24 protein-coding genes and 1 pseudogene are annotated in these 20,255 nt (G+C 67.8%); 16 read left to right on the top strand and 9 right to left on the bottom strand.

Annotated elements, in window-relative coordinates:
• Window positions 1-12 precede the first annotated feature (12 nt).
• The 3 genes and pseudogenes from E0500_RS28570 to E0500_RS28560 form a co-directional block, all read left to right on the top strand.
• The gene (locus E0500_RS28570; RefSeq protein ID WP_131558028.1) at window positions 13-522 is read left to right on the top strand and encodes an inclusion body family protein; all 510 of its coding nucleotides are present in this window, start codon (window positions 13-15) and stop codon (window positions 520-522) included.
• 333 nt (window positions 523-855) lie between these two features.
• The gene (locus tag E0500_RS28565) at window positions 856-1,416 is read left to right on the top strand and encodes a hypothetical protein (RefSeq protein WP_181587160.1); all 561 of its coding nucleotides are present in this window, start codon (window positions 856-858) and stop codon (window positions 1,414-1,416) included.
• 5 nt (window positions 1,417-1,421) lie between these two features.
• Window positions 1,422-1,814, top strand: a pseudogene (locus E0500_RS28560) (SDR family NAD(P)-dependent oxidoreductase); the annotation flags it as partial.
• Between the two features lie 147 nt (window positions 1,815-1,961).
• On the opposite strand, the gene E0500_RS28555 reads toward E0500_RS28560, so the two are convergent.
• Window positions 1,962-2,522: a TetR/AcrR family transcriptional regulator gene (locus E0500_RS28555; RefSeq protein WP_131558026.1), complete on the bottom strand. Its 561-nt coding sequence runs from the start codon at window positions 2,520-2,522 to the stop codon at window positions 1,962-1,964.
• Window positions 2,523-2,617: 95 nt separating this feature from the next.
• Between E0500_RS28555 and E0500_RS28550 the strand changes: the two genes are divergently transcribed.
• Window positions 2,618-3,361 carry an SDR family oxidoreductase gene (locus E0500_RS28550; RefSeq protein ID WP_131558024.1) on the top strand — a complete coding sequence of 248 codons (744 nt, stop codon included), beginning with the start codon at window positions 2,618-2,620 and terminating at the stop codon, window positions 3,359-3,361.
• A 611-nt stretch (window positions 3,362-3,972) separates the two neighbouring features.
• Window positions 3,973-4,674, top strand: a complete 702-nt coding sequence (locus E0500_RS28545; RefSeq protein WP_258572984.1) for a hypothetical protein — start codon at window positions 3,973-3,975, stop codon at window positions 4,672-4,674.
• Between the two features lie 71 nt (window positions 4,675-4,745).
• Here E0500_RS28545 and E0500_RS44265 read toward each other — a convergent pair whose 3' ends face one another.
• Together E0500_RS44265 and E0500_RS28540 are read right to left on the bottom strand one after the other, a co-directional pair.
• A complete protein-coding gene (locus E0500_RS44265; protein WP_258572982.1) occupies window positions 4,746-4,988 on the bottom strand; it encodes an alpha/beta hydrolase in 243 nt (80 codons plus the stop codon).
• The gene (locus tag E0500_RS28540) at window positions 4,937-5,662 is read right to left on the bottom strand and encodes an alpha/beta hydrolase (RefSeq protein WP_258572980.1); all 726 of its coding nucleotides are present in this window, start codon (window positions 5,660-5,662) and stop codon (window positions 4,937-4,939) included. Before E0500_RS28540 ends, E0500_RS44265 begins: the two co-directional genes overlap by 52 nt.
• Window positions 5,663-6,771: 1,109 nt before the next feature.
• On the opposite strand from E0500_RS28540, the gene E0500_RS28535 reads away from it, so the two are divergent.
• Entirely contained in the window at window positions 6,772-7,446 is a 675-nt protein-coding gene (locus tag E0500_RS28535) for a glycoside hydrolase family 11 protein (protein ID WP_131558021.1), read from the top strand.
• Window positions 7,443-8,132: a polysaccharide deacetylase family protein gene (locus E0500_RS28530; RefSeq protein ID WP_131558019.1), complete on the top strand. Its 690-nt coding sequence runs from the start codon at window positions 7,443-7,445 to the stop codon at window positions 8,130-8,132. Before E0500_RS28535 ends, E0500_RS28530 begins: the two co-directional genes overlap by 4 nt.
• A gap of 418 nt (window positions 8,133-8,550) precedes the next feature.
• On the opposite strand, the gene E0500_RS28525 is transcribed toward E0500_RS28530, so the two are convergent.
• The gene (locus E0500_RS28525) at window positions 8,551-9,321 is read right to left on the bottom strand and encodes a transposase family protein (RefSeq protein ID WP_131558017.1); all 771 of its coding nucleotides are present in this window, start codon (window positions 9,319-9,321) and stop codon (window positions 8,551-8,553) included.
• On the opposite strand from E0500_RS28525, the gene E0500_RS28520 reads away from it, so the two are divergent.
• Both E0500_RS28520 and E0500_RS28515 read left to right on the top strand, forming a co-directional pair.
• On the top strand, window positions 9,275-9,691 hold the full coding sequence (locus tag E0500_RS28520) for a hypothetical protein (protein WP_181587159.1): 417 nt from the start codon (window positions 9,275-9,277) through the stop codon (window positions 9,689-9,691). The genes E0500_RS28525 and E0500_RS28520 overlap by 47 nt on opposite strands.
• On the top strand, window positions 9,676-10,212 hold the full coding sequence (locus E0500_RS28515; RefSeq protein ID WP_131558015.1) for a GNAT family N-acetyltransferase: 537 nt from the start codon (window positions 9,676-9,678) through the stop codon (window positions 10,210-10,212). The genes E0500_RS28520 and E0500_RS28515 overlap by 16 nt, the downstream gene beginning before the upstream one ends.
• A gap of 1,056 nt (window positions 10,213-11,268) precedes the next feature.
• Here E0500_RS28515 and E0500_RS28510 read toward each other — a convergent pair.
• From E0500_RS28510 to E0500_RS28500, 3 genes are all read right to left on the bottom strand, one after another.
• A complete protein-coding gene (locus E0500_RS28510) occupies window positions 11,269-11,466 on the bottom strand; it encodes a hypothetical protein (RefSeq protein ID WP_131558013.1) in 198 nt (65 codons plus the stop codon).
• Between the two features lie 309 nt (window positions 11,467-11,775).
• Window positions 11,776-12,123 carry a VOC family protein gene (locus E0500_RS28505; RefSeq protein WP_131558012.1) on the bottom strand — a complete coding sequence of 116 codons (348 nt, stop codon included), beginning with the start codon at window positions 12,121-12,123 and terminating at the stop codon, window positions 11,776-11,778.
• A gap of 141 nt (window positions 12,124-12,264) precedes the next feature.
• A complete protein-coding gene (locus E0500_RS28500; RefSeq protein ID WP_131558010.1) occupies window positions 12,265-13,452 on the bottom strand; it encodes an MFS transporter in 1,188 nt (395 codons plus the stop codon).
• An 87-nt stretch (window positions 13,453-13,539) separates the two neighbouring features.
• On the opposite strand from E0500_RS28500, the gene E0500_RS28495 reads away from it, so the two are divergent.
• The 3 genes from E0500_RS28495 to purU all read left to right on the top strand — a co-directional run bounded on the left by E0500_RS28495 (window position 13,540) and on the right by purU (window position 15,617).
• On the top strand, window positions 13,540-14,121 hold the full coding sequence (locus E0500_RS28495; RefSeq protein WP_131558008.1) for a TetR family transcriptional regulator: 582 nt from the start codon (window positions 13,540-13,542) through the stop codon (window positions 14,119-14,121).
• 369 nt (window positions 14,122-14,490) lie between these two features.
• Window positions 14,491-14,733: a glycine cleavage T C-terminal barrel domain-containing protein gene (locus E0500_RS28490; RefSeq protein ID WP_131558006.1), complete on the top strand. Its 243-nt coding sequence runs from the start codon at window positions 14,491-14,493 to the stop codon at window positions 14,731-14,733.
• 26 nt (window positions 14,734-14,759) lie between these two features.
• Complete coding sequence (purU, locus tag E0500_RS28485) at window positions 14,760-15,617, top strand: formyltetrahydrofolate deformylase (RefSeq protein WP_131558004.1); 858 nt, start codon at window positions 14,760-14,762, stop codon at window positions 15,615-15,617.
• 69 nt (window positions 15,618-15,686) lie between these two features.
• Here purU and E0500_RS28480 read toward each other — a convergent pair whose 3' ends face one another.
• The gene (locus E0500_RS28480) at window positions 15,687-16,568 is read right to left on the bottom strand and encodes a bifunctional methylenetetrahydrofolate dehydrogenase/methenyltetrahydrofolate cyclohydrolase (protein ID WP_131558002.1); all 882 of its coding nucleotides are present in this window, start codon (window positions 16,566-16,568) and stop codon (window positions 15,687-15,689) included.
• A 291-nt stretch (window positions 16,569-16,859) separates the two neighbouring features.
• Between E0500_RS28480 and E0500_RS28475 the strand changes: the two genes are divergently transcribed.
• From E0500_RS28475 to E0500_RS28460, 4 genes are all read left to right on the top strand, one after another.
• Entirely contained in the window at window positions 16,860-17,252 is a 393-nt protein-coding gene (locus tag E0500_RS28475; RefSeq protein WP_131558000.1) for a hypothetical protein, read from the top strand.
• Window positions 17,253-17,357: 105 nt separating this feature from the next.
• Complete coding sequence (locus E0500_RS44260) at window positions 17,358-17,564, top strand: histidine kinase (RefSeq protein WP_258573541.1); 207 nt, start codon at window positions 17,358-17,360, stop codon at window positions 17,562-17,564.
• A 291-nt stretch (window positions 17,565-17,855) separates the two neighbouring features.
• Complete coding sequence (locus E0500_RS28465) at window positions 17,856-18,347, top strand: LysR family transcriptional regulator (protein WP_165934826.1); 492 nt, start codon at window positions 17,856-17,858, stop codon at window positions 18,345-18,347.
• Between the two features lie 29 nt (window positions 18,348-18,376).
• Window positions 18,377-18,817, top strand: coding sequence for a substrate-binding domain-containing protein (locus E0500_RS28460; RefSeq protein ID WP_258572977.1), 441 nt, complete (start codon window positions 18,377-18,379; stop codon window positions 18,815-18,817).
• 395 nt (window positions 18,818-19,212) lie between these two features.
• Here the strand turns inward: E0500_RS28460 and sigJ are convergent, their stop codons facing one another.
• Window positions 19,213-20,169 carry an RNA polymerase sigma factor SigJ gene (gene sigJ / locus E0500_RS28455; protein ID WP_131557994.1) on the bottom strand — a complete coding sequence of 319 codons (957 nt, stop codon included), beginning with the start codon at window positions 20,167-20,169 and terminating at the stop codon, window positions 19,213-19,215.
• Window positions 20,170-20,255: the final 86 nt, after the last annotated feature.

Below are 20,255 nucleotides of genomic sequence, written 5' to 3'. Positions count from 1 at the left end.
AGGGGGAAAGAAATGGCAGATCTGAACGTAATGATCGCGTTCGACGCGGCCACGATCGTCGAGCAGAATCCCAACGCGTCGAGGAACCCGGACGCGCCGACCTACGTCGACCAGAGCCTCATCTACATGACGACGCGGCACGACCACATCATCGGCACATCGGGCGCGGAGCTGAACCTGCGGGCCGAGCCCGGGGACACCATCCGGTGGCGGGAGACGACGCTGTCGCTGGGCAGCGACTACAAGGCGCTGCTGTACCGGTACGTGAGCAGCGACCGCGACCACACGCTGATCAGGACGCCCGAGATCGAGGTGGTCGACGGCGTCTATCCGCTACCGAAGGAGGGAAGCGAGGGCAGTCCGGATTTCGTGACGCAGAAGTACGAGGACCACTACTGGCGCACAACGGTGAAAAGCGCCGGCAGCGTCGTGTACCACTTCTACTTCCAGATCCTGGACCGGCATCGGCAGTTGAAGGGGTACTTCCAGTGGGACCCCTTCATCACCATCGAGGACTCCTGACGGCCCGGCCGTGACGGGCGGCGGCGGTCACCACGGCCGCCGCCCCTCGCGGTGCCGGAGACCGCTCCGCTGACAGACCTCACCGGTACCGACGGATCACGGCTCACCGGGCTGGCCGTGGGCGGCTGTCTGCGGAGTGGATCGTCCGTCAGCGGTTGACTTCGAGGTTCGTCAGGCCGAGCAGGGCGCGCAGGAGGTGGGGACGCGGGCGGGGTCGGTGCGGAGTTTGGTAAGGGTCCGCTGGTTCTTGAGGTGGGCGCAGCCGCGTTCGACTCGCGCGCGTCCGGTGGCGAGTACGCGGTTTCGTCACCGAGTAGATGGACAGCGGCATCTATGGGCAGGTCCTGCGCTCCAAGGGATTCTTCGATCGACGGACACCTGCGCCCACGAACACCCCGAACTCGCGACGCGGCCCTGAGACTCCCGGCCGGGCGGTGGACGCAGCCACGGCACCGCTCGGCCCGGATCATCTCCCACGAGATCACCGGCGAGTTCATCAAGGAAGCCAAGGACGACCGGCGCCCCCTGCCCACCGAGACCTTCAGCGGCCGTCACAAGGAAATGGACATCGACGGGGTCAGGTTCGTCCTCGACTACACGGGAGACTGGCACCACGTCGGCAACCTGTTCATCCACCTCCTGGACCAGAAACTCATGGGGGCGATGGACAGCTTCACACCCGAGAGCGCACCGTTCTTCCACCTGTACTTCTCCGCGCACGTGCCCGCGTACGACACCATCGTGACCGGGCACATGGCCCTGCCCGGCACACCCGAGGACGTCGCGACGAACCGCGAGTACATACGCGACCTGCGCACCGCTGCCGCCGAGGCACTGCGGACAGTCGACCTGAAGGGTGAAACCCGCACACGAGGCCGACGCCCCACCGCCTGAGGTTCGACGTCAATGTCATCGGTGCAGTGCGTGTGATGACCGCGTTCCTGCCGTTGCTGCGCCGGTCGCCGGATCCGGTCATCGTCAACGTCAGCAGCGGTATGGGCTCAGTCGCCTACACCCACGACCCTTCGCGGTCTGAATCCAAGGTCATCGCACCGTTGTACACCGCCTCGAAGGCGGCCCTGACGATGCTGACCACCCAATACGCCAAGGCTCTGCCGGACGTCCGGATCAATGCCGCTGACCCCGGCTACACCGCCACCGACCTCACCGGCCACAGTGGCCAGCAGACCATCACCCAGGGCACCGACGCGATCGTCGCCCTCGCCACCGAGAAGCCCGGCGCCGGCTCCGGACGCTTCGTCGACCGGCACGGCGAGATCGCCTGGTCGTAGCAGCCCGGCCGCCAGCCACTGCTGCTACTCGTTCATCTCACCCAGCACCTGCATAGACCCTCGCCACAACAGATCCAACGTGATCACCGCAAAGCCAGCAGCGGCCTCGCCCGATCCACGACGCTTGTGTCCTCCCCTGCCCTGCCCTCACCGGTCCGTGTCCCGTCGGCGAAGGCCGTCGAGGATGACGTTCATCAGAGGCCGTGCCGTTGGTTCCCACTCATCCCGGTCCAGCCGGCCGAGGTAGGCGATGAGCAGGAGGACCCCGTGGGCGTCGACGTCCGTGCGGATGGAACCGGCCGCTTTCCCCGCGTCCAGCAGGTGACCGAGGGCGCCTTCGATGGGGTTCTGGCTGTGGGCCACAAGGTCCTGCCACGCCGCCGGCTCCAGCGCTGCCAGGACGCCGCGCTTGATCTCGGCGTAGTCGATCACCCGGTCGAGCCAGTGACGCAAGGCTTCCACGGGCTCGTGTTCCGCCAGCAGAGCGGAGGCGGCGGTCACGAGTTCTTCGACGTCGCGACGGTAGACCTCGGCGAGGAGCGCTTCGCGGTTGGGAAAGTTCCGGTAGAGCGTTCCCTGTCCTACACCGGCGCGCTTGGCGATCTCGTTGAGGTGGACGTGGTGGGACTCTGCGAGGGCTGCGCGGGCGGCCTCCACGATGCGGGTCCGGTTCTGCACCGCATCCGGACGACGTGCTGACGCGCTCATAGACCTCTCCCGATGGTCGCCTCCAACAAGTGGACACGTGTCCGGTAGGGTGAAACCATGCACCGGACACGTGTCCACTTTACTTGGAGGCAGCAGTGCTCTCTCTTCACAGCAAGATCGTCGCTATCACCGGAGCGAGTGGCGGCATCGGCGAAGCCACAGCCCGTCTGCTCGCCGAGCGCGGCGCCGCGGTCGTCCTCGCAGCGCGCCGCAGCGAGCGCATCGACGCCATAGCGCAGGACATCCGGGAGGAGGGAGGCCGTGCTGCCGCGTGCGTCGTCGACGTCACCAAGGCCGAGGACCTGCAGCGCCTGGTCTCCACCACCATCGAGCGGTACGGCCGTATCGACGTACTGGTGAACAACGCCGGCATCGCCCCGATCAGCCCGCTGGCCGACCTCGACACCGAAGGCTGGTCGGCCATGATCGATGTCAACCTTCGCGGCATGCTCAACGGCGTCGCCGCCACGCTGCCCGTCTTCCGCGAGCAAGGGTCGGGCCACCTGGTGAGCATCGTCTCCGTGGCCGGCCTGTCCGTGGTGTCCCCCTCGATGGCTGTCTACGCCGCGACCAAGAACGCGGTGCGCACCGTCCACGAGGGGCTGCGCTCGGAGTCCACCGACGGGGTGGTGCGCACGACAGCCATCTCGCCGGGATACGTCCGCACCGACCTCGCGGACTCCATGACAGACCCGCACATCCGCGAGCAGACCCGCAAGAACATGGACGCGGTAGGCATCCCCCCGGCGGCGGTCGCCCGAGCGGTGGCCTTCGCCATCGAGCAGCCCAGCGACGTCGAGATCGGCGAGATCAACGTCCGCCCCACTGCCCAGGCATGACACCCGCTGCCACCCGTCAAGCGAGACAGCCGCTCGCGCAACGCCACTGTCCGGGCCCCACATACCGACGAGCACAACACAGCACCGGGTCGCGGAGCTGGGCGGCGGTCACGGCGGTGGCGTCGCCAACCGAACCGAGCCGGACCGGACCGAGCCAAGCCGAGCCAGCCCGCGTCCAGGATCTGCGTCCAGACGGGCAGTCAATGCCCAGGTCAGTGACCCGGCTCGCATGAACATTTCGGCAACGGATGACCCTCGTGACACAGGCGCCGGACCAATGCCACTGGAGTTGAACTGAGCAAGGGCCAGTAGGGTAGTGCTCTTCGGGCTGCTCAACTCCCGGAGTCCCAGAGGCGACTAACAATGAATCTGCGCCCCATGACTGCTGGTTCCGATGCCGCGATACACGACGTGTGCCGGCTTCCGGCTGCTGATGCCGTGCGGGGGCACCGAGCCGGTGGAGCGTCGGGCCCACCGGGGAGCTTGCGGTCCTGTTGGTCCATCGGAGATACCTTGATCACACCCGCTACGTCAAAGGGTGGATCGGGTGGAGGCCGGAAGTCCCGTTCACGAGCGAGCTGGTCACCGTCACGGGACACGAGGAGCGACGCATGCTGGTGAAGGACATTCGGATTCGGCCCAGTCACTTGGCCCTGCTCCCGGATTCCCGATTCCTGCTGGTGAGTGGCCGTACGTTCCGGAAGGAGACCGAGGGCCCTTGGGCGCCCAACGCTGTGGTGTTCTCCTCATCAGGTACGTCTGAGGCCGAGTTCTGCGTCGGTGATGGCATTCCCGCCCTGGTCACCGACGTCCACGGAGGTATCTGGACGGCTTACGGCGACGAGGGCATCTACGGCGACCATACCGAGTCAGGAGCGGGCCTCGCGGGCTGGGACACCCAGGGCCAGACTTCCTGGACTCCCAAGGGGAGGCTGCCCGACCACCCACTGGAAGGTTGCACCGCCGCGACCGAGAACGAACAAGTATGGCTCGTCTGGTACTCCGGAAGCAGCAGCGGCGGCACCTTCCTGACACGGATCACTCCGTCCACCGGCGACGTTGCCAGCTTTCGCAGCCCCGTCCCCGCCCCGGACGGATTCGCGGTCCGCGGCAACAGGGCAGTACTCACCCGCCGACACCACAACAAGCGGTCCGTTGAGGTCATTCGTGCCGAGCTCAACGGCACCACCTGGGCAGTGACCAGCCGCCGTCGGCTGCGGGTACCCGGCCGAGTCGTCATGCACTGCGGCCAAGGCCGTGACGGTTCCCTCTGGCTCCGCACAGGCAACACCTGGGTGCGCATAGCAGCGTGAGCGCCCCGGCAACATCTCGGGCGGTCCAACTGCGATGGCCGTCACAGAGCACCGGAGGTTGAAGAACAAGCTCAGTCTCCGCCAGGTGTCAGATGTTCGCGGAAGAAGGCGGTGGTCGCGGCCGAGGCTTGAGCGAACTCGGTGGTGTACGGGGCGAAGTGTCCACCGGGGATCGTCACCAGCTGCTTCGGTTCCAGCGCTCGGTTGTACGCGGCGAGTCCGGTGTCAGTGAGGGTGACGGTGTCCTGCTCACCGACGATCATCAGCAGCGGCGTGGGAGAGACACGGTCGATGAGGACGCCCGGCTCGTACATGCGTGCCTTGTGGGTGGAGCGGACGGTGACGATGTTGCCCAGCGCGTTCCTTCGGGGAGTTCCTGCAGGTAGAAGTCGACGGCATCCTGGGCGCGGTAGGAGGCGGTGACGGCCGGGTCGGTGCTGGCCAGGGCCTGGGTGCGCGGTGCTTCGCCCGCCAGTTGGGCACGCTCGTCGGTGTCGAGGGCGGCCTCCAGGGCGGCGATGTTGTCGGGGGGGGCGACGCGGCGCCTGGACTGCTCGAAGTCGCTGATGGTGGGCACTTGAGCGACGACGGCCTTCAGGCGGCGCTCGGTGGCCCCGAGCACGATGGCGTGTCCGCCGGCATAGCTGGAGCCCCACAGGCCGATCCGGTCTGCGTCGACTTCGGGTCGCGATTCCAGGTAGGTGATGGCGCGCCGCCAGTCCTCGATCTGTTTCCAGGGGTCGATGTCCTGGCGTGGGGTGCCGTCGCTGGCGCCGAAGGTGCGGTGGTCGTGGACCAGGGCGGCGAAACCGGCCTCGGCGAACGTGCCGGCGAGGCGGAGGAGTGCCATTTCCTTCACCGCGCCGTACCCATGGGCCATGGTGATCGCCGGGTGCCGGCCGGGCCGGTCGGGAACGTACAGCGTCCCGCGCAAGGTCACGCCGTCGGGCGCCGCGAACTCGATGTCGAGGTGAGTGGACTGGCTCATAGCTGCTGCCTCCGGACTGCGCGTCGGCTCCTGGAAAGATCATCCGAGTATCAGCTAATGCCGCCCCGTGTCAGACCGTGCCGGAAAAGTAGAGGTCGCAGCCCTGATCACAGTACTCCGGCTCCAGCTTGGGACTTCTTGAAAATGCCATCGCGCTTCCGTGATGGCTACGCAGTAGGAGGGGAACCTCACTGCAAGCACCCCCCGCCGCTACTACGACAAGCGACGAGCCCGTGACGTCGACTACAACCCCGCCCTGCGGCAAGCCGGCAACCGCCTGGTCGGCATCCTCCACTGCTGCCTCAAAACACCAACCCGCTATGACGAAGCGACCGCATCATCACACCACGCCCAACCCCACGCCGCTTGACGTTCAACGCCATGGGGTGTCTGACACGTCGCCCGTCGGCTCGGTCTCGTCCCGGCACCGTCTTCGCCAAATGCCAGAGCCCTCTGATCCAGGCACTTTTTCCTTCCGCCGCACAACGGTCCGCCACGCCAGGGAGATGACGTGCATTCCACGACGGCCACGAATGCGTCCCGTTCGAACGCCTGCGGTTTCCGGTCGCGTGGGAGGCCGCCGGCGCGGGCTGGCAGATTCAGGCGGAAAGTGCGTGCAGCGGAGCGCCTTCCCAACGCGCCAAAGCCTCGCCCTGGATGACCCGGGGAGCCTCCGCGGCCGTTTTGACAGGCGGGGATGGCGGAGGGCGTTGGTCGACGGCGGAAAAAGGGACTGCCGAACGCGACGAGCTGGGCCGCCGGGTCATTCCCCGGGCCGCCCTCGCGGCCTACGCCCGCGAGACGCACCGGAGGGAGCGGCCCGTGTTCCTCCTGCTCGTCGCCCTGCCGGTCAGGTCCCACGTCGAGTTGCCGCTTCGGCGCACCCTGCTGCAGCCATGACTTAGGATCGGTCCGGCATTCGAAACATTCGTAACTCAGACGCCTGATTCTTCCCGAAAAGTTCCCTAGTCCGGATGGCCAGAACACATTTATTACGCCCTTGAAGCCATCGAAACGTTTCGTAACAGATACCGAAACTATTGACGCTTGACGCGGACGGGTCAACACTGCGGGCCATATCCCGGCCTCAGATGAGGAGGAACCCGCGCATGACCGCTGTACCCGCACACCCGACGTCCCGCAGGGCCGCCTGCGCCATGCTGCTGGGCGCCGCGTCGACGCTGGCCCTGCCCGGTACCGCCCGCGCCGCCACCGTCATCACCACGAACCAGACCGGCACCAACAACGGCTTCTACTACTCGTTCTGGACCGACTCGCAGGGAACGGTCTCCATGACCCTGGACTCCGGCGGCAACTACAGCACGAGCTGGAGAAACACAGGGAACTTCGTCGCCGGCAAGGGCTGGAGCAACGGCTCACGCAGGACCGTGAGGTACTCGGGCACCTTCAACCCGTCCGGCAACAGCTACCTGTGCCTCTACGGGTGGACGTCAAACCCTCTTGTCGAGTACTACGTCGTCGACAACTGGGGCACCTACCGGCCGACGGGCACGTACAAGGGCACCGTCACCAGCGACGGCGGCACGTACGACATCTACCAGACGACGCGGTACAACGCGCCGTCCGTCGAAGGCACCAAGACCTTCAACCAATACTGGAGCGTGCGGCAGTCGAAGCGGACGGGCGGCACCATCACCACCGGCAACCACTTCGACGCCTGGGCCCGCGCGGGAATGACACTCGGCAGCTTCAGCTACTACATGATCCTCGCGACCGAGGGTTACCAGAGCAGCGGGAGCTCCAACATCACGGTGGCGGCATGAGAACCACCGGACCACCTCGGACCGCACGCCCCCTGACGACGACCCTGGCCGCGCTGGCGCTGGCCGCCACCGGCACCCTGACCGCCCACACGGCCCCGGCCCAGGCCGCCGCCTGCAACGGATACGTCGGACTCACCTTCGACGACGGCCCGTCCGGGAACACGCCCGCTCTGCTGGGCGCGCTGCAACGGAACGGGCTGCGGGCGACCATGTTCAACGAGGGGCGGTACGCCGACGCCTACCCGGCCCAGGTCAAGGCCCAGGTCGCGGCCGGCATGTGGGTCGGCAACCACAGCTACACGCACCCGCATCTGCCCCAGCTCGGCCAGTCGCAGATCGACTCGGAGATCTCCCGCACCCAGCAGGCCATCGCGGTCGCGGGCGGCGGCACGCCGAAACTGTTGCGGCCGCCGTACGGCGAGACCAACTCGACGGTCAAGACGGTGGAGGCCAAGTACGGCCTAACCGAGATCATCTGGGACGTGGACTCGCAGGACTGGAACGGCGCCAGTACGGACGCGATCGTGCAGGCCGCCGGGCGACTCACCAACGGTCAGATCATCCTGATGCATGACTGGGCCGCCAACACGCTCGCCGCGATCCCGCGCATCGCACAAGGGCTGGCCGCCCACGGCCTGTGCGCCGGCGCGATCTCCCCTCAGACAGGCCGCGCGGTGGCACCCTGAGCGGACAGAGGGTGGTGGTGCCGCGCCGGGACCAGAGCCTGTCAGGGGCAAGAGCCGGATCAACACGATGCTGACCGCGGTCCGGATTCACCGCAGCCAGCACCGGGCCAGCCAGCTCCCGTTGGAGGAGTTCCTCCGCAGCCCGCGCGTCCGGCCGCTGCCCAGCTTCGACCCATGCGGAGCAGCGGCTTGCTCGAGAGCCCGGACCGGACCAGTTGGCCCTCACCGTCCCGAGTCCGGGAATGCCAGGCCCCCGAAAACGTCATACCCTTCCCCACCGCCAAGATGCTGACCTGAGTCACATTCACATCGGACGTCCACGTGATCCATGTAGATCGCGGTAAACCACCGTAAATCTAAAGCGTGTTGCACAAGGCCGTGAACCGGCAGGTGAATGGCGGCGTCGGCTCCGTTCTGGTCATGCGGCCAGGGCAAGGTTGTGCATGTGGGCGACGGCTTGGACCGCGTGGTGGAGGCCGTCGCCGTGCTGCCGGCCGTCGCGGAGGATCTTGTAGTTCTTCAGTCGACCGATGGCATGCTCGACCCGCGCGCGGACCCGGCGGTGCTCCGCATTGTCGGCTTCTTCTCCGGCCAGCAGGGGCCGGCCGGGTCGTTTGCGGTGAGGGACGACCAGGCCGGTGTTGATGTAGGCGCCGTCGCCGAGCGCGGTGACGCCCTGGCACCGGTCCGGCAGGCCGGAGTTGCGCCACACATGGCCGTCGGCCCTGTTGCCCGGTGCCGGGCGCGCGCTGGCCACGACCAGGCAGGTGTCGGCATCGATGATGACCTGCACGTCTGCGGAGAACCGGTAGTTGCGGCTCGAGGCACCGACCTTGCGGTCGCGGACCGGGACCAGCGTGCCGTCCACGATCCACAGCCGGTCCGCGGCGTCGACGGGATGTGAGGCCGGCTCGAGCGCGAGGAGGGGGCGTAGCCGCTGGATGACCCTGCACACCGTCGCCGGCGACACCCCGAACAACGGCGCGAGCTGTCGCATGGTGAGGTTCGTCCGGTAGTAGACCGCTACCACCAGCACCCGATCGGCAAGCGGCAGGCACCATGGACGGCCGATCCGCGGCCCGTTGCCACCCCGCTCCCGCACCACCTTCAACAACCGCTCGCACTGCTTCATCCGCAGCCCGGTGAACGTCTCCACCCACAACGGATCAGCCCTCAACACCCCACGCAGGCATGGGAGATGCCCAGATCACGGCCTTCTGCAACACGCTTTAGCCGCGATCGTCCGCGAGCGCCTGGGACAACCGGCCAATGCGGAAGCCGCGTCGTACAGGGCTCTTGCCGCCCTGCCCGAGGAGTACCGGCGCAACCGGGCGATGACCACGGTCCACCTTGCCGTCGCCCAGCTCCACCAGGGCGACGCCGAGCAAGCATGTGCGTCCACCGAGGGCGTCTTCGACCTGATGTCCGGCAGCCCGCTACCCGGCCGCCTCCGGGTCCTGCTCGGCGATTACTACCGTGAACTTCTCACCCATGCGCCATCTGCCAAGGTGGCGCGGGAGTGGGCCGACCGTTACCGATCCGAATGGAGCGCCCGTTGAGCACGGCAGTTCAGCTACGCCACTACGGCCATGCCGACTTTCCCGACATCCGGCAAACGCTGCTCGAAGTTCACGCCGACGCCTACGCCGACAGGCGCCATGAGGAGTTCGTACAGCGGTTCCCCTGGTTCGTGGACCACTGGGGCGGCCGGGAAGGGTTCGCATGCGTGGTTGCCTACGAGGACGGCGAACCCGTCGGGTTCACCTACGGGGCGCCGGGCGAGCCTCGCCGCGAATGGTGGCGTGAGTACCTGGACGAGGAACCGGCCGATACGTCCACGTTCTCCGTCTCGGAACTGATGCTCAGGCCGAAGTGGCGCAAGCAGGGTCTCGGGGAGCAGCTGCATGCCGCACTGCTCGCCGACCGGCCAGAGGCCCTTGCCGTGCTCACCGTCGACACCAAACGGCCACGCTTGCAGGCACTGTACGAGAGTTGGGAGTACCGGAAAGTCGGCGAGCGTCAGCCGTTCCCTGATTCCCCGCTGTACGCCGTGATGCTCAAGGAGCTCAAGGCCTCCTGACCACCAACACGACGGCCCGCGCCCCAGGGGTAAGCCGGCCGTCGGCATCCCGGCAACGATCACCACATGGCCGCCCCATGACGGCGCCCAAGCGACCTCCACAGCGCTCAGGCCTTGTAGCCGTTCTGCTTCACGACCGGCCCCCACTTCGCGGCCACCTCGGCGAAGCAGTGCCGCTAGGCAACTATGCAGCTGAGTCGGAAGTCGAGGTCCGAGTCCCAGCCTATGGAGCCTCGGACTCGCACTTGGCCGTCTTCTGGGACGACGTCGTCGACTGACAAGCTGGCGGCACCCTGGAACGGCGTCACAACGCCATTGATGTCACCGACTTCAGTGACCGACGCGACCACGACACTGAAGGGACCAACCGGAACGTTGGGGATCACCCTCTCGTACCCCCCGTGGCCACGGAAGTCTTGGGTGAACGAATCCATCACTACCTCCTGATAATGAGCGGCAGTAGAAAGTTCGGAGACCTCCAGTATCACATTTATGGTCAACTTCCGCATTTGGGGCGAGGAGTGGGCGCGTGCCGGCGGTGCGCGGGCGGCGCACCGCAACTTTGGGCATTCACGAACTCCTTCATTGCCCGCGCTGGAGCACTTGGCGCACACGCCTGCCTCGGCCTCCGTCCGGATCGGCGACGGGCACCGCGCAACTCGATCGCCGTAGATGGGGCTACGGACGGAATTCACTGGCCTGTGGAAACGCGGCCCGCGTTATGTGGATCTCCCCGCGCTGGGCTGTGAAGGCTCCCGGATGGACAGGCATCCGCTGGCGTCGTCGGCATTGACCGCATGTCGTCGGCAGCTCCGCCCGGGGCGCCGTTGTGTCCAGAAGTCACACGGCCGAGAGCGCCCGCTCCCCAACGGGGAACCGACCGCGCCGCGAACACCGCCGAACCCGAGCCGGGCCGCCCGGCTCGCTGGTCCCCCTCCAGACATTCGGTCAACTCACAAGCCGCATTTCGTCGGGAAGGCCGGGGTAGCAAAGTAGTCCGCTGCTGCCCGTGCGGGCAGCCCCCCAAGAGGTTTCTCCTCCTGGGGGGGCCTGGTACTACCTGCCCCGCCTCCGGCGAATCGTGAGCGGGTGCTGGGCCAGGAATCTGGCGGCATCCGCTCGGCGCTTCTCATCGTGGTGAAGCAAGTTGACAAGGACGCCCAACAGGTAGGCGATGGCGTAGATGGGCACGATGCTGATCACCATCAGCATCGGAGCTCGCACCACCATCTCGGAAAACACGGCGCTGGTCACGATCTCTCCTTCTTGACCAGACGCAGTCGGTGTGACCGGGCTGGAAGGCCGCCTAACCACCTGAGGCCCAGCGCAGACGTCGAGCAGGAGGTGGGTGGCGGACTCCACCCGGGCGCGGAAGTCGGGGTCCACCCACCAGAACCCGTTCAGCTCCGCGGTCAGCGGGTGCCCGGTCAGGGTCGGTTGCTTCGCTGCTGTCTTCGGCGAGGGTGCCGGCGGGGTGGGGAACCATAGGGTGAGGCGGCAGTGCTGGCGCGACGCAGCTTAGTGGCCACGGCTTGCCAAACCGTCCTCGTGACGCGGGAAGCGTCAGCGGTGGCTCAGGACGTTGACCACGCGGCCGTTGGGGTCGCGGACGAAGAATCGCCGTACTCCCCATTCCTCGTCCTGCAGGGGGTGAACGATCTCCGCGCCGCTGTCTTGCATGACCGCGTAAGCCGCCTCCACGTCATCGACTTCGACGCTCATGTCGGGGGTGACTGGGGCGGTTTTGTCGCTGGTCATAACGCTGACCTGCGCCGCCGGACTGGACGGCGAGGCCAGCGTCATGATCCAGCCGAGATTCATGACTTCCTCAAAGCCCAGCAGTCCGTAGAACTCCCGGCTCTCCTTCGCAGCCTCTGACTGGATGATGGGCATGACACGGCGAACGGCCATCGACGACTCCGGATGAGAACAGACACGGATCCAGGACTATCCAGGGGTACTACGGCCCGTCCGTCGCCGCACGCAATCTCGCAGCACACCCTTGGGCCGGTCGTCGCCCCTCGCATGTTGCCGTCCGTTCGCCGACGCCGTTCACGGGGTGCGTACAGGGCTGGCTGCGCGGGCGGCAGGCGTGGCGAAGGACGCGGCCACCACGAGTATCAGGACCAGGAACAGTGCGTTGCGGAGTCCGAACTGCTCGCCGAGATGGCCGAGTGAGGGCGGTCCCACGAGGAAGGCGACGTAGCCGACGGTGGCGGCGAGGGAGACCCTTGCGGCGGAGTTGTCGCCGGAGTCGCCGGCTGCGGAGAGTGCGACGGGGAAGCCCAGGGACGCGCCGATGCCCCACAGGACAGCGGCTGCCGCCGCGACGGCCTGGTTGTCCACCAGGATCACGAGTGCGATGCCGACGGCGCCGATGACCGCGCTGGCGCACAGGGCGGCCGCGCGTCCGTAGCGGTCGATGAACCGGCCGCCCGCGAAGCGGCCTACGGTCATCGAGGCCGCGAAGGCCGCGTACACGGCCGATCCGAGGGCGGGGTCGAAGCCATGGCCGTCCACCATGACCAGCGGCAGCCAGTCGTTCGCCGTTCCCTCGGCCATGGCAAGGGCGAGGATGATGCCGCCGATGAGAAGCAGTCTCGGCTCCCTCCACACCGCGGGGCGCGGGGAGGCCTGGGCGTGCATGTCGCTGCCGTTGCCGGTTCGTCGGCCCACCCCGGAAGGGACGTATCGGATCATCGGCACCAGTACGGCCAGTACCACGGCGGCGACGACGGCGAGATGCCACATGACGGGGAACGCGATGGCGGTCAGAATCATGCCGCCGACCGCGCCGACCACCGTGCCGAGACTGTAGAAGCCGTGCATCGCGGGGAGGGCGGAACGGCCGAGCAGCCGTTCCACCTCCGCTCCCTCGACGTTGAGGGCCACCTCGCCGCCGCCCATCCCGAGGCCGATGAGCCCGAGCCCGAGTGCCACCACCGCATCCGTACCCGCCGCAGCCCCCAGACCGATGACGCCGGAACCCGCGGCGGTCGCCAGCGTTCCGGCCGCGATGACAGGCCGGGCGCCCCAGCGGGCCACCAGCGGCCCCGAGCACAGGATGCCCGCCATGGACCCGACCGAGAGCCCGAACAGGACCAGGCCCATGCGTCCGGTGGAGGCTCCGAGCAGGTCGCGCACGTCGGGAGTGCGCGTCACCCAGGACGCCATGGCGAGGCCGGGCAGAAAGAACAGGGCGAACGCGGCGATCCGACGCTGGCCGAGGGTGACAGTCACAGGGAATGCCTCCAGTAGGTGACCGAACACAGAAGTCTGTACAAGCGTACACACTCGGGTGGAGTCGCCCCGTGACACATTGGGTGCGTGAGCGGCACACGGCGCGAGATCCCGAACGACCCCGGACGCAGAGACCGGATTCTCGATGCGGCCCTCGACGTCATCGCCGAGGGCGGCGTTCACAGGACGACCCATCGCAAGATCGCTGCACAGGCCGGCGTCCCTCTGGGCTCGCTGACCTACTACTTCGACGGCATGGACGATCTGCTGGCGCTGGCGTTCGCCCGTCTCTCCGACACGATGTCCCAGCTCTACCGCCGCACCCTGCACAGCGCCGGGTCGACCGCCGAGGCCGAGGCAGCCGTGGTCGAGCTGATCTGCGGGCCGGCCTACGCCACTGACCGCGACATGACGCTCATCTTCGAGATGTACGCCTACGCCAACCACAACACCGCGGTAGCCGCAACCACCCGCTCCTGGCTCGCCCGCAGCCGGGAGAGCCTCGCCCTGCACTTCACTCCCGGAGTGGCCCGAGCCCTCGATGCCCTGATCGAGGGCTGGCCCATGCACCGCCGCTTCGACGCCGCCCCCCTCAACCGGCAACTCGTCGCCGGAGTCGTGCACGCCGTCGTCAACGCCGCGCCTCACCTCCCCGACGAAGAGCTCTGATCTCTCCACCTTCCCCGCCGCATGCGGCTCCGCTCCGACGCCGGCACCCCTCTGGTCGACCAGGTGGCCGCCGCACGACGGGGCCACATCGCCGTACCTCATTTGTCGCGTCCCCGGCCGGGCAAAGCGCCCTGTGAGCGGAGTCATCCGGTCGTTACGGAGGCGCAGGGCACCGGCCTAGCGTCGTTGCTCGCCGCGCGTTTCGGCCGGCCCGCACAGCGAGGGACGATATGAGCTACACGGTCAGCAGCATGCGCACGCCTCCGGAGAGGTACGCCTGGAGCCGGTTCGGTCAGCCCGCCTACATCGCCGGCTCCTACGACGGCGCCGTGATCAGCGACTACTACCGGAGCCCCGTCGAGCGGCTTCATGTGGGCGGACAAGGTCTCAGCCGGCGGCGACCTCGTCGGCGTCGCCACCTCCCGCGGCTACAGCTACTACTACCGGCGGATGCTGTCGCTGTGCACCGTCGACGTCCGGCACAGCGAGCCGGGGACCGAGGTGACCGTCGACTGGGGAGAGCCCGGCGGGCCGCAGAAGGCGATCCGGGCGACCGTCGCCCCCGCGCCCTACAAGCCCGACCGGCGCCGCACCGACCTGCACCAGGCGTGACCACCCCGAAGAAGGACGGCAATCCCATGTCCCGTACGTTCACCCTGAAATTCGCCTGCGAGGACCGCCCCGGCATCGTCAGCCGGGTCACCACGGGTCTCGTCAGGATCGGCGGCAACATCCAGGAAGCCAGCCACTTCAACGACCCGCTTCCCGGCCGCTTCTTCTGCCGCCTCGCCTTCGCGGTCCCGGCCGGAGTGAACGAGACCGTCGTGCGGGAGAACGTGTCCGCCAGTCTCACCCCGCTGGACGCCTCATGGACCGTGACCGGGGACGACGCACGGATGCGGGTTCTCATCATGGCCTCGAAGCTCGACCACTGCCTCGCGGACCTGCTCTACCGCTGGCGCATCGGCGAACTTGCCATGGAGGTGGTCGGCATCGTGTCCAACCACCCGCGCGAGGTGTACCAGCACATCGACCTCGCCGGCATCCCCTTGCACCACCTGCCGGTCACCAGGGACAACAAGCCCGAGCAGGAGGCCAAGCTGCTCGCGCTCGTCGACGAGTACCAGGTCGACCTGGTCGTCCTCGCCCGGTACATGCAGATCCTGTCGAACGAGCTCTCCGCCAAGTTGGAGGGCCGCTGCATCAACATCCACCACTCGTTCCTGCCCGGATTCAAGGGCGCGAAGCCCTACCACCAGGCGTACGAGCGCGGGGTGAAGCTGATCGGCGCCACGGCGCACTACGTGACCGGCGACCTCGACGAGGGGCCGATCATCGCCCAGGACGTCGAGCCCGTCACGCACCGGGACACGCCTCAGCAGTTGGTCCGCAAGGGACGTGACATCGAGCGACGCGTGCTGGCGAGGGCCGTACGCCACCACCTGGAGAGCCGTGTGCTCCTCAACGGGCGCACCACCGTGGTCTTCGCGGACTGACAACCGCCTGTACGGCCGCCCCGGACACGTCCCCGGGGCGGCCCCACAGTCAGGCGGTTCTGCGGACGATCAGCAGGAGGCCAGGGACCGCTCGGCGGCCTCGACGACATTGGTCATGAGCATCGCCCGGGTCATGGGCCCCACCCCGCCGGGCATGGGAGCGAGCATACGGGCGGTACCCGCCACGTCGGCGGCCACGTCACCGACGATGCCGGCCTCGGTCCGCGTGATTCCGACGTCGAGGACGATCGCACCGGGTCTGACGTCGTCGGCGCGCACCAGTTCCGCGGCGCCGGCCGCCGCGACGACGATGTCGGCACCCCGGATGTGCGTTGACAAGTCACGCGTCTCCTCGTGGCACATCGTCACTGTCGCGCTCTCCGTGTGCCGGGTCAGCAACAGCGCGAGAGGACGGCCGACCGTCACCCCGCAGCCCACGATCACGACGTGGGCGCCGGTCAGCGGAACGCAGTACTGGCGCAGGATTTCCACGATGCCCCGCGGTGTGCACGGCAGCGGTCCGGGCGAGCCGATGACGAGTCGGCCGAGGTTTGTCGGGTGCAACCCGTCGGCGTCCTTCCCGGGGTCGATGCTCTCCAGGACCGCTCCGCGGTCGATCCCGACGGGCAACGGCAGTTGGACGATCAGCCCGGTGCACTGCGGATCGGCGTTCAGATCGGCGACCGCGGCGAGCACGTCGGCCCGGGTCGCGGACTCCGGCAGCTCGACACGCAGCGACCGGATGCCGATCTGCTCGCAGTCCCGGTGCTTGCCGGCCACGTACGCCGCACTGCCCGGGTCGCTGCCGACCAGCACTGTCCCGAGGCCGGGCCACACGCCCCGGGAGGCGAGTCGGGCCACCCGTTCCTTGAGTTCCGCCCTGATGGTGCGTGCGGTGGCCCGGCCGTCCAGGAGATGGGCAGTGGCCGGCCGCCCTGCTTGAATCGTCATCGCGCCCATGAGGGCCACCTTTCTGCAGGTGAAGAGGGGTCCGGGTACGGGTACGGGTACGGTGATGAACCGCCGGGAACACGTCGTCGCAGCAGCACGCGCCGCCACTCTCGTCCGTCGCTTTTTTCGTCGCTGCGGCGACGCACCGCGAGCGCCGTCTGTCCGACGGTTTCGACCGTAGAGAAGCGCCCTGGCCTGGTCATCGGGCGTACGACGCGAGGAGCCCGCTGATCGCGGTCTGCCCAGTGAGGACAAATGACGTATGCGTCCGGCGACCGCTAAGGAGCTGCGATGACGGCCAACGGATGGGAATCCGCGCTCGGCGGCGTACCGACGGGCGTGGCTCTGGTGGGCGGCGACGGGACGATCCAGTGGGTCAACCAGGGCGGCCATCCTGGGCGGCACCCGCGAGGAGGTGAACGCCGTCAGGGCTACTTCCGGCTGGAGGACGGTGCCGAGCCGGACGAGAGGATATGCACCTGGTCGGCCGACCCGAAGGCGCCGCGGTGGCTCGCCTGCACGCAAGGGGCGCGGGTCAGGCTCGGTGCCGATGGCACGCGGGTCGGGTTCCGGGACGTCACCGCTCAGCGGCAACAGCACCGGCACACCGCGGCACTGACCAGAGCCGCCGCCAACATGGCCTCGAACAGCTCACTCGAAGAGGTTCCTTCTTCGACCTGTTGATGGCGTCGCGGGACCGGGGCGCCGGCCTGGCCACGCTCCGCAGCATGGGCGAGCGGCGGCAGTGCGTCCTCCCCCACCGCCAGGCGCAGATGCGGCTACGCGACACTGATCCACGAGGAACGCGATGCTGTCCGCCGCGAGGAACGCAAACGGCTCGCCCGGGACCTGCACGACTCGGTGGTGCAGCATGTGTTCTCCGTCGGCATGCAGGCCAAGGCGCTCGGCGGGATGGCACCCCGGCTGACCGACCTGCTCGCGCCTCGCGTGGAGGCGGCCGCCACGGAGGTGACGGAACAGCGAACGGCACGCTGATCTGGGCGAGCGGCGGCCATGGGGTGGACGTGCCGACATGGGAGCCTTGGAAGATGGCCGCAGCGTCAGTGTGGGCGTCGATGCTTTCGTCGCACTGCCGCATCTCTCGCCGGGAAACGCCGAGTGCATCCAGTGCCCTGTCCCAGACGCGGCGGCCGCCGACCCGGCGTTTGCACAGAACGCCCATGGTGGTGTCGGTGCGACCCGAGAAGCCCTACGCAGCCTTCACCCGGCACCAAAGAGGATCTTGATGGGCCATAAGGTCGGATTGATACGGTCTCCAGCATGGCTATGTCGGGGGACACCAAACAGCCGAGCTTCCACCAACTGCAATTGTTTCTGCACCTGGCCGAGGAGTTGCACTTCGGCCGTGCTGCGCGCCGCGCCTTCATCTCCCAGCCCGCCCTCTCGCGCCAGATCTTCGCCCTGGAACGCAACCTCGGCGTGAAGCTGATCGACCGCGGCACCCGCACCGTCGCCCTCGCCCCTGCCGGGCAGGCTCTTCTGGATCAGATACGGCACGTCGTGGACGCCGCCCACGAACTGCGCCAGCAGGCCCGCTGTGCGGCGGAGACCGGGGTCGGCCGCATGGTCATCGGCTCGTTCGAAGCGATCACGTCGATTGACCCGATACCGGAGGTTCTGGATGAACTACGCCGGCGAACGCCCGGCGTGGACATACAGATTCGGCGTGTCGCGTTCGACGCCGCAACTTCTCTGCTCGAAGGGCCGGCGGACGCGACGTTCTGCCCCTGCCGGTCCCCGATGGCATCCAGTACCTGAAACTGGCCAGCGGGCCGCGGTGCGCTGCGATGTGCGCCTCGGACCCACTCGCCCAGCGCGGCAGGATCACCTTGGCCGATCTGTCCGATGGATTGCATCTGGGCTGGTCCCCACGGGTTCCGAAGGTGTTCCAGGACTTCTGGGCGTGTGATCCCCTCCCCGATGGCACCCCTGTCCAGTACAGCAATCATGCCGTCGCCGACTACGAGAGCGCTCTGCTGGCGATCGCGATGGGAGAGGGCATCCAGCTTCCTCCATCCGTGGCCCAGGTTCTCTACCCACGGCTGGGAGTCGCCTACGTCGAGGTGGAGGACGTACCGCCCTGGACGATTGCACTGGCGTGGCTGCCGTCAAAGCGCGACCATCCATTCGTCGAAGCATTGCGGGACACCACACTTCGCGTACTCGCAAGAGATGACGTGATGCCTGTCAGCAGCGGTTTGAGGGCGGCGTGGTCCCGGGCGAGGTAGCGGCAACTCCAGCAGGTGCGAGTGCCTACGCGCGGCCAGCCGTCGTCGATGTGCAGGACGAGGGGTGCCGGCTCTGCCTCGGCAACAACGGCTCCAGCCAAGCCCACTGGCCATTCGTCAGATCACCCACGCCCCTCAAGGCATGATCACCTGGGAGCCCGGCCCCGCAGCGGGCACGCTGAACACGGGGACCATCGGCGTGGCTGCCAGTCCTCGCCAAGTGATCACGAGACCCGTCTGACGAGTCCCGGTTCGGCTCTCGATGTCGCCGACTTCATCCCTGCCGCGGCGGCCGTGGCCCGGTTCTGATCAGTGCGCCCGCTGCCCTGCCCACCGCCGCCGATGCGAGGAACTGTCGAGCTGCGCGGCGGCGTCATTCGTCATGCGGCGCCGGATCAGGTCTGTTCGCTCTCGGTCCACGCCCAGAGCTTCTCCGGGTTGCGAACCGCCCAGATGCGGGTGATGCGGTCGTGGGCGAGCGCGAAGGCGGCCACGGTCACGGTGGTGCCGGTGTGCTGGGCGATCAGGCCGGGCCGGCCGTTGACCGTCCGTTCCCAGAGGGTCAGTCCGGAGGCCTTGTCGGCGATGTGAATCAGGTACTGGGCGATGTTCCGGCTGCCTTCGACCGGGCGCAGGACGGTGCCCACCAAGCCGCCTCCGTCGGCGACCATCACGGCGTCGGGATCGAGGAGGCGGACAAGGGCCTCGATGTCCTTGACCTCCCACGCCTCCTTGAAACGCCGCACCAGAGCGGCCTGCCCGGCCGCCGGAACCGCGGGAGCCTGCGTGGCGCGGATGCGCCGACGGGCCGAGGACGCCAGCTGCCGACAGGCCGCGGGCGTGCGGCAGACGATTTCGGCGATCTCGGTGAAGGGGTAGCGGAAGACGTCATGCAGGATGAACGTCACGCGTTCGGCAGGTGTCAGCGACTCCAGGACAACGAGGAAGGCCATGTTCACCGACTCGTCGAGGGTGATCTGGTCGGCGGGATCGGCCGGTTCGGCGCTGCCGCCGGCCCTCCCGCTGAGCCACTCCGTACGGTTGGGCAACGGCTCGGGTAGCCATGTGCCGACGTAGCGTTCCCGCCGGGCCCGCGCCGAGCCGAGCGTGTCCAGGCAGATGCGGCCGACCACCGTCGTCAGCCAGGCGCCGGGAGACTCGATGGTCTCCTGCTGCTGCCGTGACATCGCGTACCAGCGGGCGTAGGTCTCCTGCACGGCGTCCTCGGCCTCGGCCAGCGAACCGAGCAGCCGGTAGGCGAGATTGATCAGTTGGCGACGCTCGCCGACGATCGCGCTCAGTCCTGTCTTGGACTGATCGTGCGTCGACCCGGACGGTGACAGTGTGCTCATGACCGCGGCCGCCCCCCCCTGGCTCCCCCTGGTTCCCCTCGTCCGCTTTCGCCCTCCGAGCTACGGCGAAACTCCGTACCAGAAGG

The organism is Streptomyces sp. KM273126 (assembly GCF_004337435.2).
Classification (GTDB): Bacteria; Actinomycetota; Actinomycetes; order Streptomycetales; family Streptomycetaceae; genus Streptomyces; species Streptomyces acidicola.
The sequence above is the reverse complement of the archived record's forward strand: the minus strand, read 5'-3'. Positions and strand labels throughout refer to the sequence as shown.